The organism is Halobacteriovoraceae bacterium (assembly GCA_020635115.1).
Lineage (GTDB): Bacteria > Bdellovibrionota > Bacteriovoracia > Bacteriovoracales > Bacteriovoracaceae > JACKAK01.
Genome location: JACKAK010000006.1, coordinates 277,827 through 294,539, shown reverse-complemented (window position 1 = coordinate 294,539; position 16,713 = coordinate 277,827). Strand labels below are relative to the sequence as shown.

Annotated in this window: 15 protein-coding genes and 3 pseudogenes; 8 read left to right on the top strand and 10 right to left on the bottom strand. The window is 33.0% G+C overall.

The window, feature by feature from the left end; genetic code table 11:
* The first annotated feature begins 9 nt into the window (after window positions 1-9).
* Window positions 10-1,038, top strand: a complete 1,029-nt coding sequence (locus H6622_11490; protein MCB9062133.1) for an A/G-specific adenine glycosylase — start codon at window positions 10-12, stop codon at window positions 1,036-1,038.
* Here the strand turns inward: H6622_11490 and H6622_11485 are convergent.
* The 6 genes and pseudogenes from H6622_11485 to trxA all read right to left on the bottom strand — a co-directional run bounded on the left by H6622_11485 (window position 1,032) and on the right by trxA (window position 3,750).
* Window positions 1,032-1,544 (bottom strand): biopolymer transporter ExbD, encoded by a 513-nt coding sequence (locus H6622_11485; GenBank protein ID MCB9062132.1) that lies wholly within the window; start codon window positions 1,542-1,544, stop codon window positions 1,032-1,034. The genes H6622_11490 and H6622_11485 overlap by 7 nt on opposite strands.
* Window positions 1,545-2,075, bottom strand: coding sequence for a biopolymer transporter ExbD (locus tag H6622_11480; GenBank protein MCB9062131.1), 531 nt, complete (start codon window positions 2,073-2,075; stop codon window positions 1,545-1,547).
* Window positions 2,076-2,078: 3 nt separating this feature from the next.
* Window positions 2,079-2,746, bottom strand: a pseudogene (locus H6622_11475) (MotA/TolQ/ExbB proton channel family protein).
* 96 nt (window positions 2,747-2,842) lie between these two features.
* Window positions 2,843-3,266 (bottom strand): annotated as a pseudogene (locus H6622_11470) (SIS domain-containing protein).
* Between the two features lie 20 nt (window positions 3,267-3,286).
* Window positions 3,287-3,460 carry a hypothetical protein gene (locus tag H6622_11465; GenBank protein ID MCB9062130.1) on the bottom strand — a complete coding sequence of 58 codons (174 nt, stop codon included), beginning with the start codon at window positions 3,458-3,460 and terminating at the stop codon, window positions 3,287-3,289.
* Window positions 3,441-3,750 (bottom strand): annotated as a pseudogene (gene trxA / locus H6622_11460) (thioredoxin). The gene H6622_11465 and the pseudogene trxA overlap by 20 nt, the downstream one beginning before the upstream one ends.
* An 83-nt stretch (window positions 3,751-3,833) precedes the next feature.
* Here trxA and H6622_11455 point away from each other — a divergent pair.
* From H6622_11455 to H6622_11445, 3 genes are read left to right on the top strand one after another with little or no spacing between them, the layout of a single operon-like run.
* Window positions 3,834-4,388, top strand: a complete 555-nt coding sequence (locus H6622_11455) for an RDD family protein (protein ID MCB9062129.1) — start codon at window positions 3,834-3,836, stop codon at window positions 4,386-4,388.
* Window positions 4,389-4,443: 55 nt separating this feature from the next.
* Entirely contained in the window at window positions 4,444-7,167 is a 2,724-nt protein-coding gene (polA, locus tag H6622_11450; protein ID MCB9062128.1) for a DNA polymerase I, read from the top strand.
* Window positions 7,168-7,227: 60 nt separating this feature from the next.
* Window positions 7,228-8,397: a response regulator gene (locus H6622_11445; GenBank protein MCB9062127.1), complete on the top strand. Its 1,170-nt coding sequence runs from the start codon at window positions 7,228-7,230 to the stop codon at window positions 8,395-8,397.
* Here H6622_11445 and H6622_11440 read toward each other — a convergent pair.
* Window positions 8,385-10,208 (bottom strand): chloride channel protein, encoded by a 1,824-nt coding sequence (locus H6622_11440; GenBank protein MCB9062126.1) that lies wholly within the window; start codon window positions 10,206-10,208, stop codon window positions 8,385-8,387. The genes H6622_11445 and H6622_11440 overlap by 13 nt on opposite strands.
* A 259-nt stretch (window positions 10,209-10,467) precedes the next feature.
* Here H6622_11440 and groES point away from each other — a divergent pair, with 259 nt between their 5' ends.
* The 4 genes from groES (at window position 10,468) to H6622_11420 (ending at window position 13,248) form a co-directional block, all read left to right on the top strand.
* Window positions 10,468-10,755, top strand: coding sequence for a co-chaperone GroES (groES, locus tag H6622_11435; protein MCB9062125.1), 288 nt, complete (start codon window positions 10,468-10,470; stop codon window positions 10,753-10,755).
* 30 nt (window positions 10,756-10,785) lie between these two features.
* Complete coding sequence (gene groL, locus H6622_11430; protein MCB9062124.1) at window positions 10,786-12,432, top strand: chaperonin GroEL; 1,647 nt, start codon at window positions 10,786-10,788, stop codon at window positions 12,430-12,432.
* A gap of 371 nt (window positions 12,433-12,803) precedes the next feature.
* Window positions 12,804-13,013: a DUF4160 domain-containing protein gene (locus H6622_11425; GenBank protein ID MCB9062123.1), complete on the top strand. Its 210-nt coding sequence runs from the start codon at window positions 12,804-12,806 to the stop codon at window positions 13,011-13,013.
* Window positions 12,997-13,248: a hypothetical protein gene (locus H6622_11420; GenBank protein ID MCB9062122.1), complete on the top strand. Its 252-nt coding sequence runs from the start codon at window positions 12,997-12,999 to the stop codon at window positions 13,246-13,248. Before H6622_11425 ends, H6622_11420 begins: the two co-directional genes overlap by 17 nt.
* A gap of 154 nt (window positions 13,249-13,402) precedes the next feature.
* On the opposite strand, the gene H6622_11415 is transcribed toward H6622_11420, so the two are convergent.
* Genes H6622_11415 through H6622_11405 form a run of 3 tightly spaced genes read right to left on the bottom strand, consistent with a single transcriptional unit; the run spans window position 13,403 to window position 16,624 of the window.
* Entirely contained in the window at window positions 13,403-13,876 is a 474-nt protein-coding gene (locus H6622_11415; protein ID MCB9062121.1) for a cyclic nucleotide-binding domain-containing protein, read from the bottom strand.
* Between the two features lie 7 nt (window positions 13,877-13,883).
* Window positions 13,884-14,771, bottom strand: a complete 888-nt coding sequence (locus tag H6622_11410) for a hypothetical protein (GenBank protein ID MCB9062120.1) — start codon at window positions 14,769-14,771, stop codon at window positions 13,884-13,886.
* Window positions 14,772-14,782: 11 nt separating this feature from the next.
* Complete coding sequence (locus tag H6622_11405) at window positions 14,783-16,624, bottom strand: hypothetical protein (GenBank protein ID MCB9062119.1); 1,842 nt, start codon at window positions 16,622-16,624, stop codon at window positions 14,783-14,785.
* Between the last annotated feature and the right edge of the window lie 89 nt (window positions 16,625-16,713).

Genomic DNA, 16,713 nt, shown 5'->3' with positions numbered 1-16,713 from the left:
AAAAATCATATGTTTGAAAAATTAATCCAATGGTCATTATCGCATTATGCAGATCTTCCGTGGAGAAAAAAGCGAAGCCTTTATGGAACGCTTGTCTCTGAAATAATGTTGCAACAAACGACTGTTGGAACGGTACTAAATCACTATGAACGTTTTTTGCATGAATTTCCAGATATTAAAAAACTTGCTCAGGCCTCTGAAAATGAAATACTCATTTCTTGGAAGGGATTAGGTTACTATCGTAGAGCAAAAAATTTGTTATCTGCTGCAAAAATTATTGATCAGAAATTTAATGGAAAGATTCCTACAGACTTAGAAACTTTACTCACCATCAAAGGAATAGGTCCCTATACCGCCAATGCTCTTATAAGCATTGGACAGGATAAAAAAGCTCTGGCACTTGATGCTAATTTAGAGAGAGTTCTTGCTCGATTTTATAACATTTCTATTGAAAAAGGGCCTAAGCTCCATAAAAAAATTTACGAACTATTCTATGATGACAAAATCCTTCAAATAAAAAAAGAAATCTCCTATAGGCATCTCAACGAGGCCCTAATGGATTTAGGAAGAGTTTTTTGTCAGGCCAAGAAAGCTTCATGTGAATTATGCTCATTAAACGCTCAGTGCCAAATTTTTAAAAGCGGTGCCAATCCTCTTTCAATTCCTTTTCTAAAAGAAAAAAAGACAGAAACATTTGATCTCAAACTTTTAAGAATTGTCAAAAAAAGGGGGAATAAAGTCTTGTGCTACAAAAAAAAATCTCATGAATGGTTAAGTGGTCAAAATGAATTACCTACTTTTATAATTTCAAGTGGAGATAAAAAGATAAAACAGTATCCTTTTGTCGATTTTGAGGTTGATTTAAATACTCTTCCTTCTTACAAAACAACAATTACCAAATATAAAATAACCAACTATGTTTTAGAGGATGGAAAATTTCCAAATACTGGTTATGCTTTTGAGGATTGTACTTCGAAAGAAATAAATCTTTCCACAGCTTCACTTAAGGCCCTAAAAAAAATTGGGCACATTTATTGATTTTCTCCAAGGACCACAAATTTATACTGCTGATAACCTGCTTCAGCAGTTGTATACATGAGTTTCCTTAAAAAAGTATATCCAACTTCTTTATCTACGATTAAGTTGGCCATACCTGAAAAAGGTTTTCCACCTTTGACTTCTTTTTCAATCCTCTGGGCCATGGCCTTCTTTTGAACAAGTTCATTAAAAAGAGGAATGAGTCTTCTACCTTCTTGATCAAATGATTTTTCATTTTGAGAACGATCAAATATTAATTTATCATCCAACCACACTTTATCTTCAGTGGCCTGAATGACGACCCCTTTTTCGCTTACAGTATGAGATTCTGACTTTGGAAGTGAAATTTCTTTAGCAAAATTAAAAATGATCCCAGTATTATCATAGCTTTTGAGCAAAAAAACTAAAACAATGACAAGAATATCAAGTAAAGAAGTTATATCTAGATCGATAACCTCTGATCTTTTTCTTCTTGCTCTTTCTTTTATAGATCTTTGAGGTCTCATTTATCTTCCTTTAATATTTCCAAAAACGATATTACTAAATAATTCTTCAATTTTTTGATCAACACCATCGTTTCCTCGGATATAGATTGAATCATCAGTTGTTCTAAACATTCTTACTGCATCCATAATATTGACAAGATTTTGAAATTCTATATCTATGAGAGGTTCTAAAATAATCGATTTCTCCTTTTTGAATCTTTTTTTAAGATTAACCAGATAGTTGTGTAATGACTCTAAATCGTATTCACCTTTAGCATTCATTCCAAAACTCTTTAAAGGTTTTGAAGGAATTCCCGTATGTAATGAAATATTTGATTTTCCGATGTATGCAGTGAGGGCCAAAGGATTTTGATTACTTGCAGGAGGGGTATCTGAAACAATTGGAACATCACTAGCGATTTGAAAAATTTTTGTAAAGTTAGCTGTTGTTAACAGGAAAAATATAAAAATAAAAATAGAATCGAGGATGGGAATCAAATTGATTTTCCCATCCTTTCTTTTTTTTCTGTTTCTTGTAGGGCGTTTTAACATTAATTAACCCTCAATTTCCTCATGGTTTTTTGTCCCAAGTAAATCCATTAGTTTTACAGAGAATTCATCAACTTCGTTAACGATTTTATCTGATTTAGCAGTTAAAACTGTATGTATCATCATGATTGAAATTGCAGCTAAGAGTCCTAAAAATGTTGTATTCATTGCAGTTGAAATCCCGGCCGTAAGCACTTGTGCTTTCTGAGCAGGATCGGCCAGGTTGACTGCAGAAAAAGCACTTATAAGCCCTGAAATTGTTCCTAAGAGACCAAACAGAGTTGAAACATTTGCAACCATCTGCAAGTAAGGGAGTCTAAGTTCAATTTTTGGAATCATTTCAAGTGCGGTGGCATCTATGGCATTTTGAATTTGAGATGGTCCTTGTTTCGCTCTTTTTTTAGACCACTTTTTAACACTTTTGCCAAAGCTCCATCAGAACCTGAACATACTCTAATCGCACCTTGAATGTCGTTTGATAAAATATACCTTTGCAGTTCATTCATAAATGAAGGCCCGTCGACGTCATATTTTCTGAATAACTGTAAAAATCTCTCAAAAGCAACGACGATTCCAAATAGCCAAATGCCAGCAATGATAATCATGAAAACGTCACCGTCTTTCATAAATTTGAAAACGCTATTTAAAATACTCATTGTAGATGATCCGTCCATGGATGCTCCTCTTTTTATAAATGATTATTATTATTATAAATGAGGTGAGGTATTCATGCAGGGAGGAAAAAATACTCACATTAAAGAAGCGAGTAATTAAGCATAATTCTCGGGAAAGAGATTTCTCTCAATTGATTCGATTAGTCCATGAATGATCTTGATGTGAATTTCTTGAATTCTGTCTGTCTCCATAGATGGTACGATTATAGGAATATCTACCAGATTTTTTAATTCACCACCATCTTTTCCAGTAAGTAGAATTGTACAAATTCCTCTTGTTTTTGCCGCTTTAACGGCCTCAATGACATTCTTTGATTTACCAGATGTTGAAATCCCAACTAAAACGTCACCTTCTAGTCCTAGTGCTTCAACCATTCGTGAAAAAACAAAAAGTCATAGCCATAATCGTTGGCCACACAACTCAAATGACCTGATCACTAAAAGAAAGGGCAGCTAGTGCTGGCCTTTCTTGACGAAACTTACCTGAGAGTTCTTCTGCAAAATGAATGGCATCACACATAGATCCACCATTTCCACAACTCATAACTTTTTATTATTTTTAAATGCCAGAGTGAGAACCTCAACTGATTGATTAATCTTTTGGATTAAATCCTTATCATTAATGACTTTATCCAACGTGTCCTTCGCCTCTGATAACGAGTTGAGAATTGAATTCATTCTTAGGCCAGTTCCTCTAATGATTTTTGATTTCATCTTTTGGTTGGAGTCCAATAAGAGTTTTAACAGCTTTGCCTTCTTTAAAAAAGATCATTGTTGGTACACCTTTAATTCCATACTCCTGTGCCAATTCTTGATCTTCTTCAACATTAACTTTGATAATTTTTACTTTTTTCACCAATTTCTGTAGCAATTTCTTCAAGTATGGGAGTTAGTGCTTTGCAAGTGCCCACACCAACTGCCCAAAAATCAACAAGTACAGGCGTTGAACTCTGAAGAACTTCACTTTCAAATTGAGTTTTATTTATATTAGATAAACTACTCATTATTTTCTCCTTAAATCTAATTTGATAACTATTTATAAAACACACCTAAAGAAATGTATAGGGCCCTGAGTCATGGAAGCTTTGTGTTAAAAAACTTTTATAAATTGTGTAAAAAAGCTGGTAGAATCGCAAGTATGAATAGAAAGTACTTGCTCAAAAAACAAATTTATCGTGCTAAGATTTCGCGTCTGATAGCAAAAAGTATTGACTTATTTATTGTCCTCATACTTTCAGCTATTTTAAAGTCCTTGGGAGTTATTTTAGGTGTTCTCTACCTATGTTTCGCTGATACATTACAAACAGGTCAATCTATTGGAAAAAAATTTATTGGCTTTAATGTTATATCCCTTGAAGACGGTTCTCCTTGTAGTTTAAAACAATCAATTATCAGAAATCTTCCATTAACAATACCCCTGATTTTTGCTGTTATTCCTTTTTGGGGTTGGGTTATTTCAATTCTTTTAGCAGCTCCTTTAATTGGACTTGAACTTTGGCTACTTTTTAAACTAGATTCAGGTCATCGATTAGGAGACGTCATGGCCGATACAACTGTTATGGGAAATGACCCTGAGCAGTCTCAGTCAAGAAAAGCAACAAAGGGTTGGTTTGATAGTAGTAACTCTTCTTCACCTTGCTAAATGCCCTCATAATCTTTTATAACTACTTTAAATTTTCACCAGCGAGAGGTTTGCCTTGCAAAAAAGATTGATCATTATTGATACAAGTAGTTTTATATTTAGAGCATTTTACGCAGTAAGGGCCCTGACAACCCCTGAGGGAGTTCCTGTAAATGCTGTTTATGGCATTCTGTCTATGTTGTTGAAACTCATCACACAATACAGACCAAGTCATGTCTTAATGGCCAGAGATCTGGGGGGAGGTTCATTTCGAAATGAGCTTTATTCTGCCTATAAGGCAAATAGGGACGCTCCACCAGAAGAACTCATTCCCCAATTCGCAATTGTTCAGGATCTTATTGAAAAAATGGAACTTCCACATTGTGGAATTGAAAATTACGAAGCTGATGATGTAATAGGTGCTGCTTGTGTACAATGGAGAGATTATTTTGATGAAATATATATTGCATCAGGAGATAAAGATCTTATGCAATTTGTGGATGACAAGATAAAAATGCTCGATACCATGAAGGATAAACTTTATGGGCCAGGGGAAGTTTTTGAGAAAATGGGAGTTAGACCAAATCAGATCATGGATTATCTTGCAATGCTTGGGGATACTTCTGATAATATTCCGGGAATGAAAGGTATTGGAGCGAAAGGTGCGGCCAAACTTTTAGAAGAATATCAAACGTTAGAAAATTGTATTGCTCACAAAGATGAATTTAAGGGTAAAAAACTAATTGAAGCTTTCAGTGTTTATTTAGAAAATGGTCTATTGTCTCGTAAGTTAGTTGAAATAAAAACCGATATAAATCTTGGTCTAAAACCAGAAGAAACTGTTTTTGACTTTCTTCCAAGTTCGACTCTTATTCAGTTTTTGAAAGGTTTAGGTTTTAAATCACTACTGAAAAAGATTGAAGATATTGCGATTGCAAAGTCTAAAGAAGTAAATGGGGAGCATGGGGAATTTAAAATCCTTTCAGATCATACATCATCATCAAATCATAAAATAATTTTGGTCAAAGATAAGGCGAATTTAAAGCTATTAGAAAATGAAATTAATTCAGCTCGAAAAGCAGCATTTTTTGTCATCTATGATTGCGATGATGTGATTTCAAAAAAAATAGAGGGTATTTCAATATGTTTCAAAGCTCAGGAAGCATATGTAATAAGTTTCGTTCACGATTGGTCAACAATTCTTGAAACTGATTTTTATCCGATTTTAAAAAAAATATTTAATATTCATGAGCTGATCTTAGAAAACTCAAAACAAGAATGGTCTTACTGCTTAAATCATCAAATTTTACTTAATTCAAAAATATTTGATACTTCTCAGGCCCACTACAATGTAAATGCATCCCTAAGGCATGACCTCGAACGTTTGGCCCAAAATTATCTTGGTGAAAATTTAACAGCACTTGATAAAAAAGAAATTTTTAGTGAGCAGGGTGAAGAGTTCACAAAAAGTTACTTGGGAGAAAGATCTATTTCTTTATTTAGCTTGAAGGATAAACTTGATTCTGAGCTTAAAAAATTTGATTTAGAGAGCATCTATTATGACATTGATAATCCGCTCATTAAAGTACTTGCTGAAGTTGAAAATGCAGGGGTTTATCTTAATTCAGAATTTTTAAAAGAGCTTGAAGGCACTTTTACTATTGAACTTGATAGTATTGAAAAAAGAATTAACAAAATTATAGATCATTATGCAAAAGATCATAAAATTGATATTGAAGAAATCAATATTAAATCTCCCAAACAAGTGGGACATTTATTATTTGATATCTTAAAGTTACCAGTTATAAAAAAAACAAAAACAGGGCCTTCAACTGATTCAGAGGTTCTCTCCGAATTAGACTCCAGAGGGTTAAGTGATATACCTGGAGAGATTTTAAAGTACAGAGAATTAGACAAACTATTGTCAACCTATGTGAAAGCTTTGCCTCTTCTTGTTAATATTAAAACAAATAGAGTACATACATCCTTTAACCAATTTGTTACTGCGACAGGCAGATTGTCATCTAATAATCCTAACTTACAAAATATTCCAGTAAGAAGTGAAAACGGAAAACTAATCCGTAAGGCCTTTGTCGCAACTCCTGGAAAGCTCCTTCTTTCTGCAGACTACTCTCAAGTTGAGTTGAGACTTTTAGCTCATTTTTCAGAAGATCCGACGATGGTGAATGCTTTTTTAAATGATGAAGATATTCATGCACAGACGGCCGCTGAAATAATGGGAGTTTCAATTAGTGAAGTGACTTCTGATATGAGATCTCAGGCCAAAGCTGTAAATTTTGGGCTCATGTATGGCCAGTCTTCTTTTGGTTTATCAAGACAATTAAAAATTGGGAGAAAAGAGGCCAAAGAGTATATTACTAAATATTTTGAGAAGTTTTCCAATATAAAATCTTATCTCGATGGACTAAAAGATATGGCCGAGGAAAAGGGTTATTCGGAAACACTTTTTGGTAGAAAACGTTTCCTTCCTGATCTTAAGTCTAATAATCGTACTATTAAGTCAATGGCAGAACGTCTCGCCGTAAATAGTCCTATCCAGGGAACTGCTGCAGATATCATTAAAAAGGCCATGATAGAGATTGATGAAGAAATGAAAAGAGAAAATCTTAGATCGAAAATGATTCTTCAGGTTCATGATGAACTTATTTTTGAGGTATTGGAAGAGGAACTAGAGGCCATGAAGGCGATTGTTCGTTCAGGAATGGAAACAGTGACTGCTCTAAAAGTTCCTTTAAAGGTTGATATGGGAATCGGAGTGAATTGGTTTGATTTAAAATAGTTTAGTAAGTACGAAATAAACAGTCTTGAAAAATTCATGACAGGTTTATAAACTGTTTTTATGGCAAATAATTTTAATCTAGATTACGAATTAGAAGAACTCAGAAAAGAATTTTTTGAAAATTTATTTTATGAAATGGATAATGTGGAAGATAATCTCTATATTTTAGAAGAAAGTGAATCTCCTTCTAAAATAGTTTCTGAAATATTTAGGGTTGCACATTCTTTAAAAGGGGGCTCTGGTTCATTAGAATTATCAGAACTCACTACACTTTTTCATCATTTTGAAGACTTTTTAAGTAATAGCTTTAAAAGTGTTAATGTTGATGAATTTAAAAATGTTGGGCTTGAATATGTCGAACTTATAAAAAAGTGCGCAAATGATTTTCTCGATGGACAAGTTGAAGATATAGATAAGTATATTGTTGGTGCTAGTACTCTTAAAACGGAAGTTGAAAAAGATAAAATGAGAGTTTTATTTGTTGAGAGTACAAAAATTGTTTCTAAATTGGAAATTGGTGTTGCGAACGATTTAAACTTAAGTTACTCCGTTGTTAAAGATGGACTGCAAGCATTGAATAAATTATATTCAGACAGCTTTGATATATTAGTTACAAATAATATATTACGAAAACTTGACGGCCCTTCTCTTATAACCGCACTAAAGGTTTCAAACTCTTTAAACTCACAAATTAAAACTATCTTAGTTTCATCTATTGAAGATTTTGCAAAAGACTCAAGTCTTGAAACAAGAGCAGATTTTTTTGTTGTCCAAGATGAAAACTTTCAGCAAAACTTGAAAAATATTTTCGAAAAGGAATTAGAATCAAACTCAATTAAAAACAAAAATATTCAAAACTCAGAACTTAATATTCTTTATGTTGAAGATGACATTATTTTGCAAAAGTTTTTTAAAATGACATTTAAAAAATTTCCAGGGGTAAAAGTTCAGATAGCTTCAAACAAAAAAGAAACCATTCAATATCTTGAAGAAAATAAACCATCTATTATATTGTTAGACAATTTTCTTAAAGAAGAAAAAGGTGAAGATATTCTTCGAGAATTAAGTGCAAATGAAAAGTGGAAAGGGATCAAAGTTATTTATTTAACAGTATCACCTGGGCTTGTAAATCTAAGCGAACTTCAAGATATTGGAAACGTAGTTGAAATCATAGGGAAGCCATTCAATCCGAAGTCTTTATTAGAGAAAATTAAGAACTACTTGTCTTGAGTCTCTTGAATTGTATGTTCTTTTTGCTGATTAGATAAAAACTCTTGTTCATATCTTTCTATGAGTTCATTTTTTTCATCTTCTTTCACATGAAAACCAAAATGTGAAACAATATTTTCTGCAGTGATGATTCCAACGAGACGTTTGTTATTTACTCGACTAACAACAGGTAGACGGCTAATTTGAAATTTTTTAAGTTTATGAAATGCAACAAGCAGTGATTGATCAGGATAAATTTTTTGAAGATTTCGTATACATACATCTCCGACAAGTTGACTTCCGTTTCCTTTAGCATAGATTTGCCCCAATTCATTAATTGAAATAATTCCATGTAAAATTCCATTCTTTAGTACAGGAAACCCTGAAATTCCACTAACTTTTACTTCCTTAAAGGCCTCTCTAACAGTTAAAGAGGCATTGATCGTTACAATGTCTTTAATCATTGCTTCTTCAATAAGAAGAGTTTCTAAAACTTCATTATCTTCTCGGCTTGGTAAGTGAATACCATCTTGCTCAGAGAGATTTTCATAAACTGAACCTTTGTGGATTTTTGAAGCAATAGCATAGGAGACAATATTGGCAATCATTAGAGGGAGAATAATTTGGTAGTCTCTTGTAAGTTCAAAAACGAGTATAATTGAAGTGAACGGTGCTCTCATAACCGCAGCAAAATAGGCTCCCATTCCTACAAGTGCATATGCTCCTGTATTTGATGTAATTTCAGGAAATAATAAATTCGCAAGAGTTCCAATAAAACCACCCAGCATGGCGCCCATTAACAAAGTAGGCATAAAGAGACCACCAGTGATTCCTGAAGAATAAGAAATGGTTGAAGCAAGAAACTTCATTAAAAATAAAATCGCCAATGTTTTCCAATCAAGAATTAATGATTGAAGAATATTATTGATTGTTTCTGTTCCTGCTCCTAGTACTTCAGCATATTTTTGAGAAATGAGTGCCATTAAACAGAAAGAAACAATCATGATCGTTAATTGATGAGTTTTAAAAAGCTTATTATTAAAATTTCTAAGAGTCATGACTGACTTGACCCAAAGTGGTCCAATAAAAGCACAGCTTAAACCAACAATAAGATAGAATAAAAGTTCTCGTGGATCTTTGAGAGTATAATGGAGATCTTCAAACAATATATGTTGCCCACGTAACGCTTCGGCCGTAACAGCAGCAACTACTGATGAAATGACAATTGACCCTAAAACTTTTGCGTTAAGATCTCCTACAATTTCTTCCATGGTAAAAACAACTGCTGTAATTGGTGTACTAAAGGCAGCAGCGATACCTCCTGCAGAACCGATGGCCAGGAGAGATTTAACTCTTTTTTTTGTGAGGTGAAAGTAGCTACCTAGCCAAGAACCTACCCCTGCACAAATCGCAACGATAGGTCCTTCTTTTCCAAGAGATATTCCTGAACTTAGAGAAAAAATAGAAGTTAGAAATTTTGCCAATGTTTCCTTAATCGGTAACTTGCCATGATAGACGGCCAATACAACTTGAACTCTTGGGACACCAGATCCTTTAATTTCTGGAAATTTTCTTGTAATAATCCAGCCTGAAATTGAAATTGCAATTAATCCATACACAAATGCATTCAAATCAAAGGCCTGATTCGTGCCAAAATAATTTGTTAAAAATTTAATACTCTTACTGACAACAACGGCAACAATACCAGATAAAACACCAGTAAGAAGTGTTAAGGCAAAATAAGTTCGCTCTTCAGTGATTTCATTTTTGAGAAATTTTTGAATAAGTGAAAATTTAATAAATTTAGAAATTTTAATGCGGTCAGTAATCATCGTTTTTTATTTAGAAAAGTTTGTTTATCTTTTTTATACGCTTCTTCTTGTCCAGTGCAAAGCAAAATTAAGGTTAAATTTTAATTAGGCCAGTCAAACTGTAAATATGCATAACTATCCGATAATTATAATTTAATGCATAGATTAAAAAAAATGAATATTTTTATTATTTTGGGGACCCTTGACATTTAGATGGCCGCTATTAAATTGTGCCTAGTTATTATGTATGAAGTTTTACATAGCGTATAAGGAGGAATTTATGCAAGTGAGACCATTACAAGACAGAGTTCTTGTTGAGAGATTGGATGAGGAAACGAAAACAGCTGGTGGGATCATTATTCCTGATAACCATACAGAAAAACCTGCGCAAGGAAAAATTGTTTCCGTTGGACCTGGCAAAGTTCTCAATGACGGAAGTCTAAGAGCATTAGACGTTAAAGAAGGCGATAAAGTAATCTTTGGAAAGTACTCAGGTACTGAAGTAAAAGTAGATGGTAGAGATTATTTAATTATGAAAGAAGATGAAATCTTCGGAATTATCCAATAATAAGTTTGCACAATAATAAGGAGTTTCAAAATGGCAAAAGAATTAAAATATAGTGAAGATGCAAGAAGTCTTATTCTTGAAGGTGTAAACGCATTAGCAAATGCTGTAAAAGTTACTTTAGGCCCTAAGGGTAGAAACGTAATCATTCAAAAATCATTTGGTGCACCACATATTACAAAAGATGGTGTTTCAGTGGCCAAAGAAATTGAATTAGAAAATAATTTTCAAAACATGGGCGCGCAAATGGTTAAAGAAGTTGCGCAAAAAACAAATGATGATGCAGGTGATGGAACAACAACTGCAACTCTTTTAGCTCAGTCTATCTACAGAGAAGGAGTTAAGCTTGTATCTGCGGGACATAACCCAATGGACCTTAAAAAAGGGATTGATTTTGCTGTAGAAGCTCTTGTTGCTGAGTTAAAGAAAATGTCTAAGCAAATAAAAACTTCTGAAGAAATTGCACAAGTTGGAACTATTTCAGCGAATAATGACAAAGAAATTGGTCAACTTTTAGCTCAAGCGATGGATAAAGTTGGAAATAATGGCGTTATCACAATTGAAGAGTCTAAGACAGCAGAAACGACTTTAGATGTTGTTGAAGGTATGCAATTTGATAGAGGTTATTTATCACCTTATTTTGTAACAAACGCTGAAAAAATGGAAGTTGCCTTTGATCATCCAAACATTTTAATCACTGATAAAAAAATCTCAGGAATGAAAGAACTTCTTCCTATTTTGGAAAAAGCAGTTCAAACAGGTAAGCCACTTATTATTATTGCTGAAGATGTAGAAGGTGAAGCTTTAACAACTTTAGTTGTCAATAAATTAAGAGGAAGCCTCAATGTTGCAGCTGTTAAAGCTCCTGGTTTTGGGGATAGAAGAAAAGAAATGTTAAAAGACATTGCAATTTTAACAGGTGGAACAGTTATTTCTGAAGAACTCGGTATGAGTTTAGAGTCAGCGGAACTTGCTCATCTTGGAACTGCAAAAAGAGTAACAATAGATAAAGAAAATACAACTGTTGTTGACGGTGCAGGAAATGCAAAAGATGTTGGTGATAGAGTTGCTCAAATTCAAAAACAAATTGAAGCAACTACATCTGATTATGATAAAGAAAAACTTCAAGAAAGACTTGCTAAATTAGCAGGTGGTGTAGCTGTTGTTAATGTTGGTGCTCCTACTGAATCTGAAATGAAAGAGAAAAAAGACAGAGTAGAAGATGCGCTTAATGCAACAAGAGCTGCTGTTGAAGAAGGAATTGTTGTTGGTGGAGGATCAGCTCTTATTCATGCTGCTAAAGCACTTGATAGTGTAAAAGTTGAAAATTCTGAACAAGAATTTGGTATTAAAATTATTAGACGTGCTGTAGAAGAACCTCTTAGACAAATTGTCACAAATGCAGGTCTTGAGGCCTCTGTTGTTGTTAATGAAGTTAAAAATTCAAATGACGTAACAAAAGGTTTTAATGCTAGAGAAGATAGATATGAAGATCTAGTAGCAGCAGGGATTATCGATCCAACTAAAGTTACTCGTTCTGCTCTTCAAAATGCTGCTTCTGTTGCAGGATTAATGCTAACAACAGAAACAATGGTAGCAGATCTTCCTAAAGAAGATGGTGCTGCTGGTGGAATGCCAGGTGGAATGGGCGGAATGGGTGGAATGCCTGGAATGATGTAATCATTCGTCCTAAAAAACTAAAACAAAAACACGAAGCGCGGCGAATGTCGCGCTTTTTTTATAAGTATCTCTGAAAAATAATTTGACTTGATTTAGCAAAATCTTTCTCTGGCCAACTCCTCAATCTCCCTCATTTAATCATAGAGGTTCTTGTAGCGTTATGACTCAATGAAAAATCGATGTTAGCGGTTTAGGATGTTCTTCCCGATAGTTACATTTTCTTATGAGTCAATAAGCGATAATCTCTAATTGAAATAAATGTATTTCTTTAAGTATTTCACTGAAAATACGGCCACTTAAACACCGATATTAACAAGTGAATACAAATTATATACATTATATTCATTCATGTTATTCTAAAAATTGGGACATTGAAGTTTTACATTTATCCGCATGATCACAGGCCCCCACACATTCATATTATTGGAGTTGAATGTGAGGCGAAGTTTATAATTGAAACTGGTGAGTGTATTAGTGCTCATGGGTTTTCACAAAGAGCGATTAATCGACTCTCAGATAGTGTTTTAAAGTATTCTGAGGACCTAATGATCGCCTGGAGAGAATATGAAGGAGAAGAATAAAATTACTTATGGGAATATCGAAGTCGATAAAGACTTTGAGTCAACCCCTATGATTAGAACAACAATGTTCCTAGACGTTGAGCTTAAAAGAAATCTTCAAAAAGAGGCAAAAGAAAGAGGTATCAAATACCAACAACTCGTCAGAGAAATATTATCAAATTACTTGAAGAACGAAGCATCACTTGAAGATAGGGTTAGTGCTCTTGAAAAGCTTGTCATGAAAAAACAAGCTTAGTTTTAATTTCCCTCTACCAATCCACGGAAATCTAATTAAAAATATATTAAGATTTCTGTTCTAGCAGAACTAGGCTTCGGTATCTTTTATGTGATTCAATACGCAATCTCTTCATCCTTTTCAAAATGAAATTTGATATGAAAAAAGTATCTGTTTATGCCGATTTTTTTAGATCCTGCATTTCCTTTGAAAGATTTTCAATAAGAGTATTTGCTGATTTGAGACGCTTGGTAATTAGTCTTGTTAAATTGAGAACCATAAGGGCAAAGACTGCAGGTTTTTTACTATAAAAAGAATAGAAATTATCATAACTAATAATAAGAATATCTGTGTTTTTGGTTGCCCGAATAGTTGCTGTCCTTTTTAGCTCATTAATAAGAACTAATTCTCCAAAAAGATCTCCTTGTCCAATGCTCACTATAAATTGCTCTTTTCCATTTTTTTCAACTAAAATATCTGCAGCACCTGCGAGAATAATACCAATATCCGAACTCGTATCATTTTGCTGGATGATTACTTCATCTTTTTTAAAGCTTGCTACACTACATTGCTTTAAGATTTGCTCAATTTCTTTATCATAGATTTCATGAAAAAGTGGGCAACCTTTAACTAAACTTACAATAGACATATTTTACCTATGCTGAGAGTTTTTTTTCTTTCATGTCAGATCGAAGCATTTTAACTTCACTAATAAGGGCCGGAAGTGCTTCTTTCAATTCTGTTTCAATTGTTTTTTGCCCATGAATAGTTTTCCATAAGTTTTCAAAACAGTTTGCAACTTGTTTATTTGTCTTTTCCCTCAATCCCTTAACCGGAGCAAGTGTATTTAAAATAGTTGTGATTAGTGAATAAAAGATTCCTGCAATTGAAGTAGACATAGCAAAAGTCACTCTAAGAACAAATGAATTTAAAATTTCTCCGGCCCCATCTAAATTTGAAAAATCCATCTTTGCAATTTCTGGAAGGGCCATACTTATTCCAATGAAAGTACCAAAAATACCTAAAACAACAAATAATCCAGGTAATACGTTAATTAATCTGGAAACAGGTCCAATTGGGAAAAGGCTAAAAAGTTTATTATACTGATCATCTTTTTCTAATATTCTTTGAGTCAGGTCATAAAAATTGGGGGGGAATTTACTTTGAAAGGCAACACTTTCATTTTTAATTGAATGGTAAAAACTTTGTTCTCCATGCACATATTCTCTAAGACTTACTACATTTCCTTTTACTGAGGATTTTGATGCTTCATCAGATTTTTTAAAGTTTCTAACAGAACGAGAGGGAAGTTTATTTCTGACATCCTCTAGTACATTATCAATAAACTGTTCAACATCTTTAACTTCTCCTTCAGTTTTCATATTGATAAGTGATTTTTGTAGTTCACTCGTAAAAGTTTGAAAGTAGTTGTGGTTGCGTACACTAGATTTGTAGGACGCAAATCTAAATCCCAACCCAATGGCCAGAAGACAGCTCATAAATTCAATTAAGTAGTTTGAAAAAAAACTAAATATTAATTCCATTTGGCAATTCCTTACTGTAAATTTTTAAGTTTGTTATATATTTCTTTATCTTCTTTTAATGTAAAACTGATCTCAACACGTCTGGAGTTTTTGCAATCAAATTCTCCACATCCCCTTTGTTCTTTAGAAGCACTGGCCAGATCTCTAAGTATGACAGGAGTAGAAAAAGATTTACCAACTGATGAAACTTTTGATCTAAAAAGACCCTTGAAATCAAATGTACCGAATTCATTACTAAAAATGTATTTTACGATTTCTTTTGCACGATTTGCAGATAGATCGAGATTGAAATTATACGCTTCAGCAAATAGTTCACTTGATGGGTCAATGAATTGTTTTTGATATCTTGGAGAAGCATGCCCTTCAATGTTAACAGATAAAATTCTATCCCGAATTGAAGTATCCCTAAATAGCTCAGCGACATAAATTGGAATTATCTTTCGCAAAGTAAACTTCGCTTCATCTTTTAAATGAAAGTCATTTCGATCAAATGTAATAGAGCTATCGGTCCTAAGAATGATACTTCCAGTATTTGGATCAACATCAACATTTAAATTATTTTCTTTTAATTTATTGGCAATTCGATTTGCAACTTCTGCTCTAAATTGATTTTGAATATAGTTCAGCCCATCTGCAATTCTTTTGATTTCAACTTTTATTTTTTGATTTTCACCTTTTAATGAATCATTTTTCCCGAGAAGAAATTTGTTCTTATCCGATTCTTTTTGCAGACCATTTTTTGCTTTACCTAACTCTGCTTCAACCCCCTTGAGAGTCGAGGCCAGACCTCGAGATTGTTCTTGCTCACTTCTAAATTGACCCTGCAGGGAACTAATTTTTTGAAGCGAATTTTCATAATCCTTTTCTTTTTGAGAGAGCTTTCCTGAAAGTTGCTTAATTTCTTGATTATTCTTAGTATTTATCTCACTTAGTTTAGATAACTCATTTTTATTATTTTTCAATTGCGTTTTTAGTGTACCGATCTCGCTGTCTTTTTTTCTAATTTCTTGCTCCAAATTTTCAAGCATAGAAGTTGTTTTGGTATTTTTTTGATTTAGATTTTTGATTTCTTGGTCTGCTGTTTTGATTTGACTATTAAGTTCTTGAATTTTTTCTCCTCGTTTCTGTGATTTTTCACTTTCTTTTTTTAATAATGTAATTTGCTTTTCATTTTCAATCTGTTTTGAGTTTATACTTTCTTTTAGCTTTGAAATTTCAGAATTTAGTGATTTCATGTCCTCATTTTGGTCTTTAACTCTTGCTTTATAGGATTTAAAATCGTCTTTTGTTTTAGAAGTGATTTCTCTTTCTTTGATAATGATTTCTGATTTCGTTTTGATTTCATTATTTGCAGTTTTTAACTGATCTTCTTTGAATTTCAAATTCTTTTCTAATTTTTTTACGTACTCATTAATCTCTTTAATTTGATCAGTTGTTTTTTTGACTTTTTGGTTGGCCTCACTTAGCGCAACATTATTTTTTTCTTGTTGTTTTAAAAGATCTTCAACTACTTTTTTATGAGTTTGCATTTTTTTAGAAAATTGATTTAGATTCTTTACTTTGTCATCAATGATTTGATCGAACTCTTTCATCTCATTAATGGCCTCACTTAGTTGCTCTTGTTTCTTTTGATTTTTTTGCTTTTCTTCTTTTGAAATTTTACCTTCAAGAAAATCTTGATTTTCTTTTTTTACTTTCACGATTTTAATTGAGTTTACTCCAACTCTAATTAGAGCAAAAACAAACATAACTAAAAATATAATGGCCATTGTTGTGAACATGTCACTATAGGAAGTCCAAACAGAACCATCTTCCTTCACTTCATCTGAATTTTCATGCGATTCTTCACTCATAAATTTATACTCCCTAGTGCTCTTGTCGGAAGAATTTATCAATAGCTTAGAAGATTGATCGGATATTGAGTATTTTTGCTTATTTATCT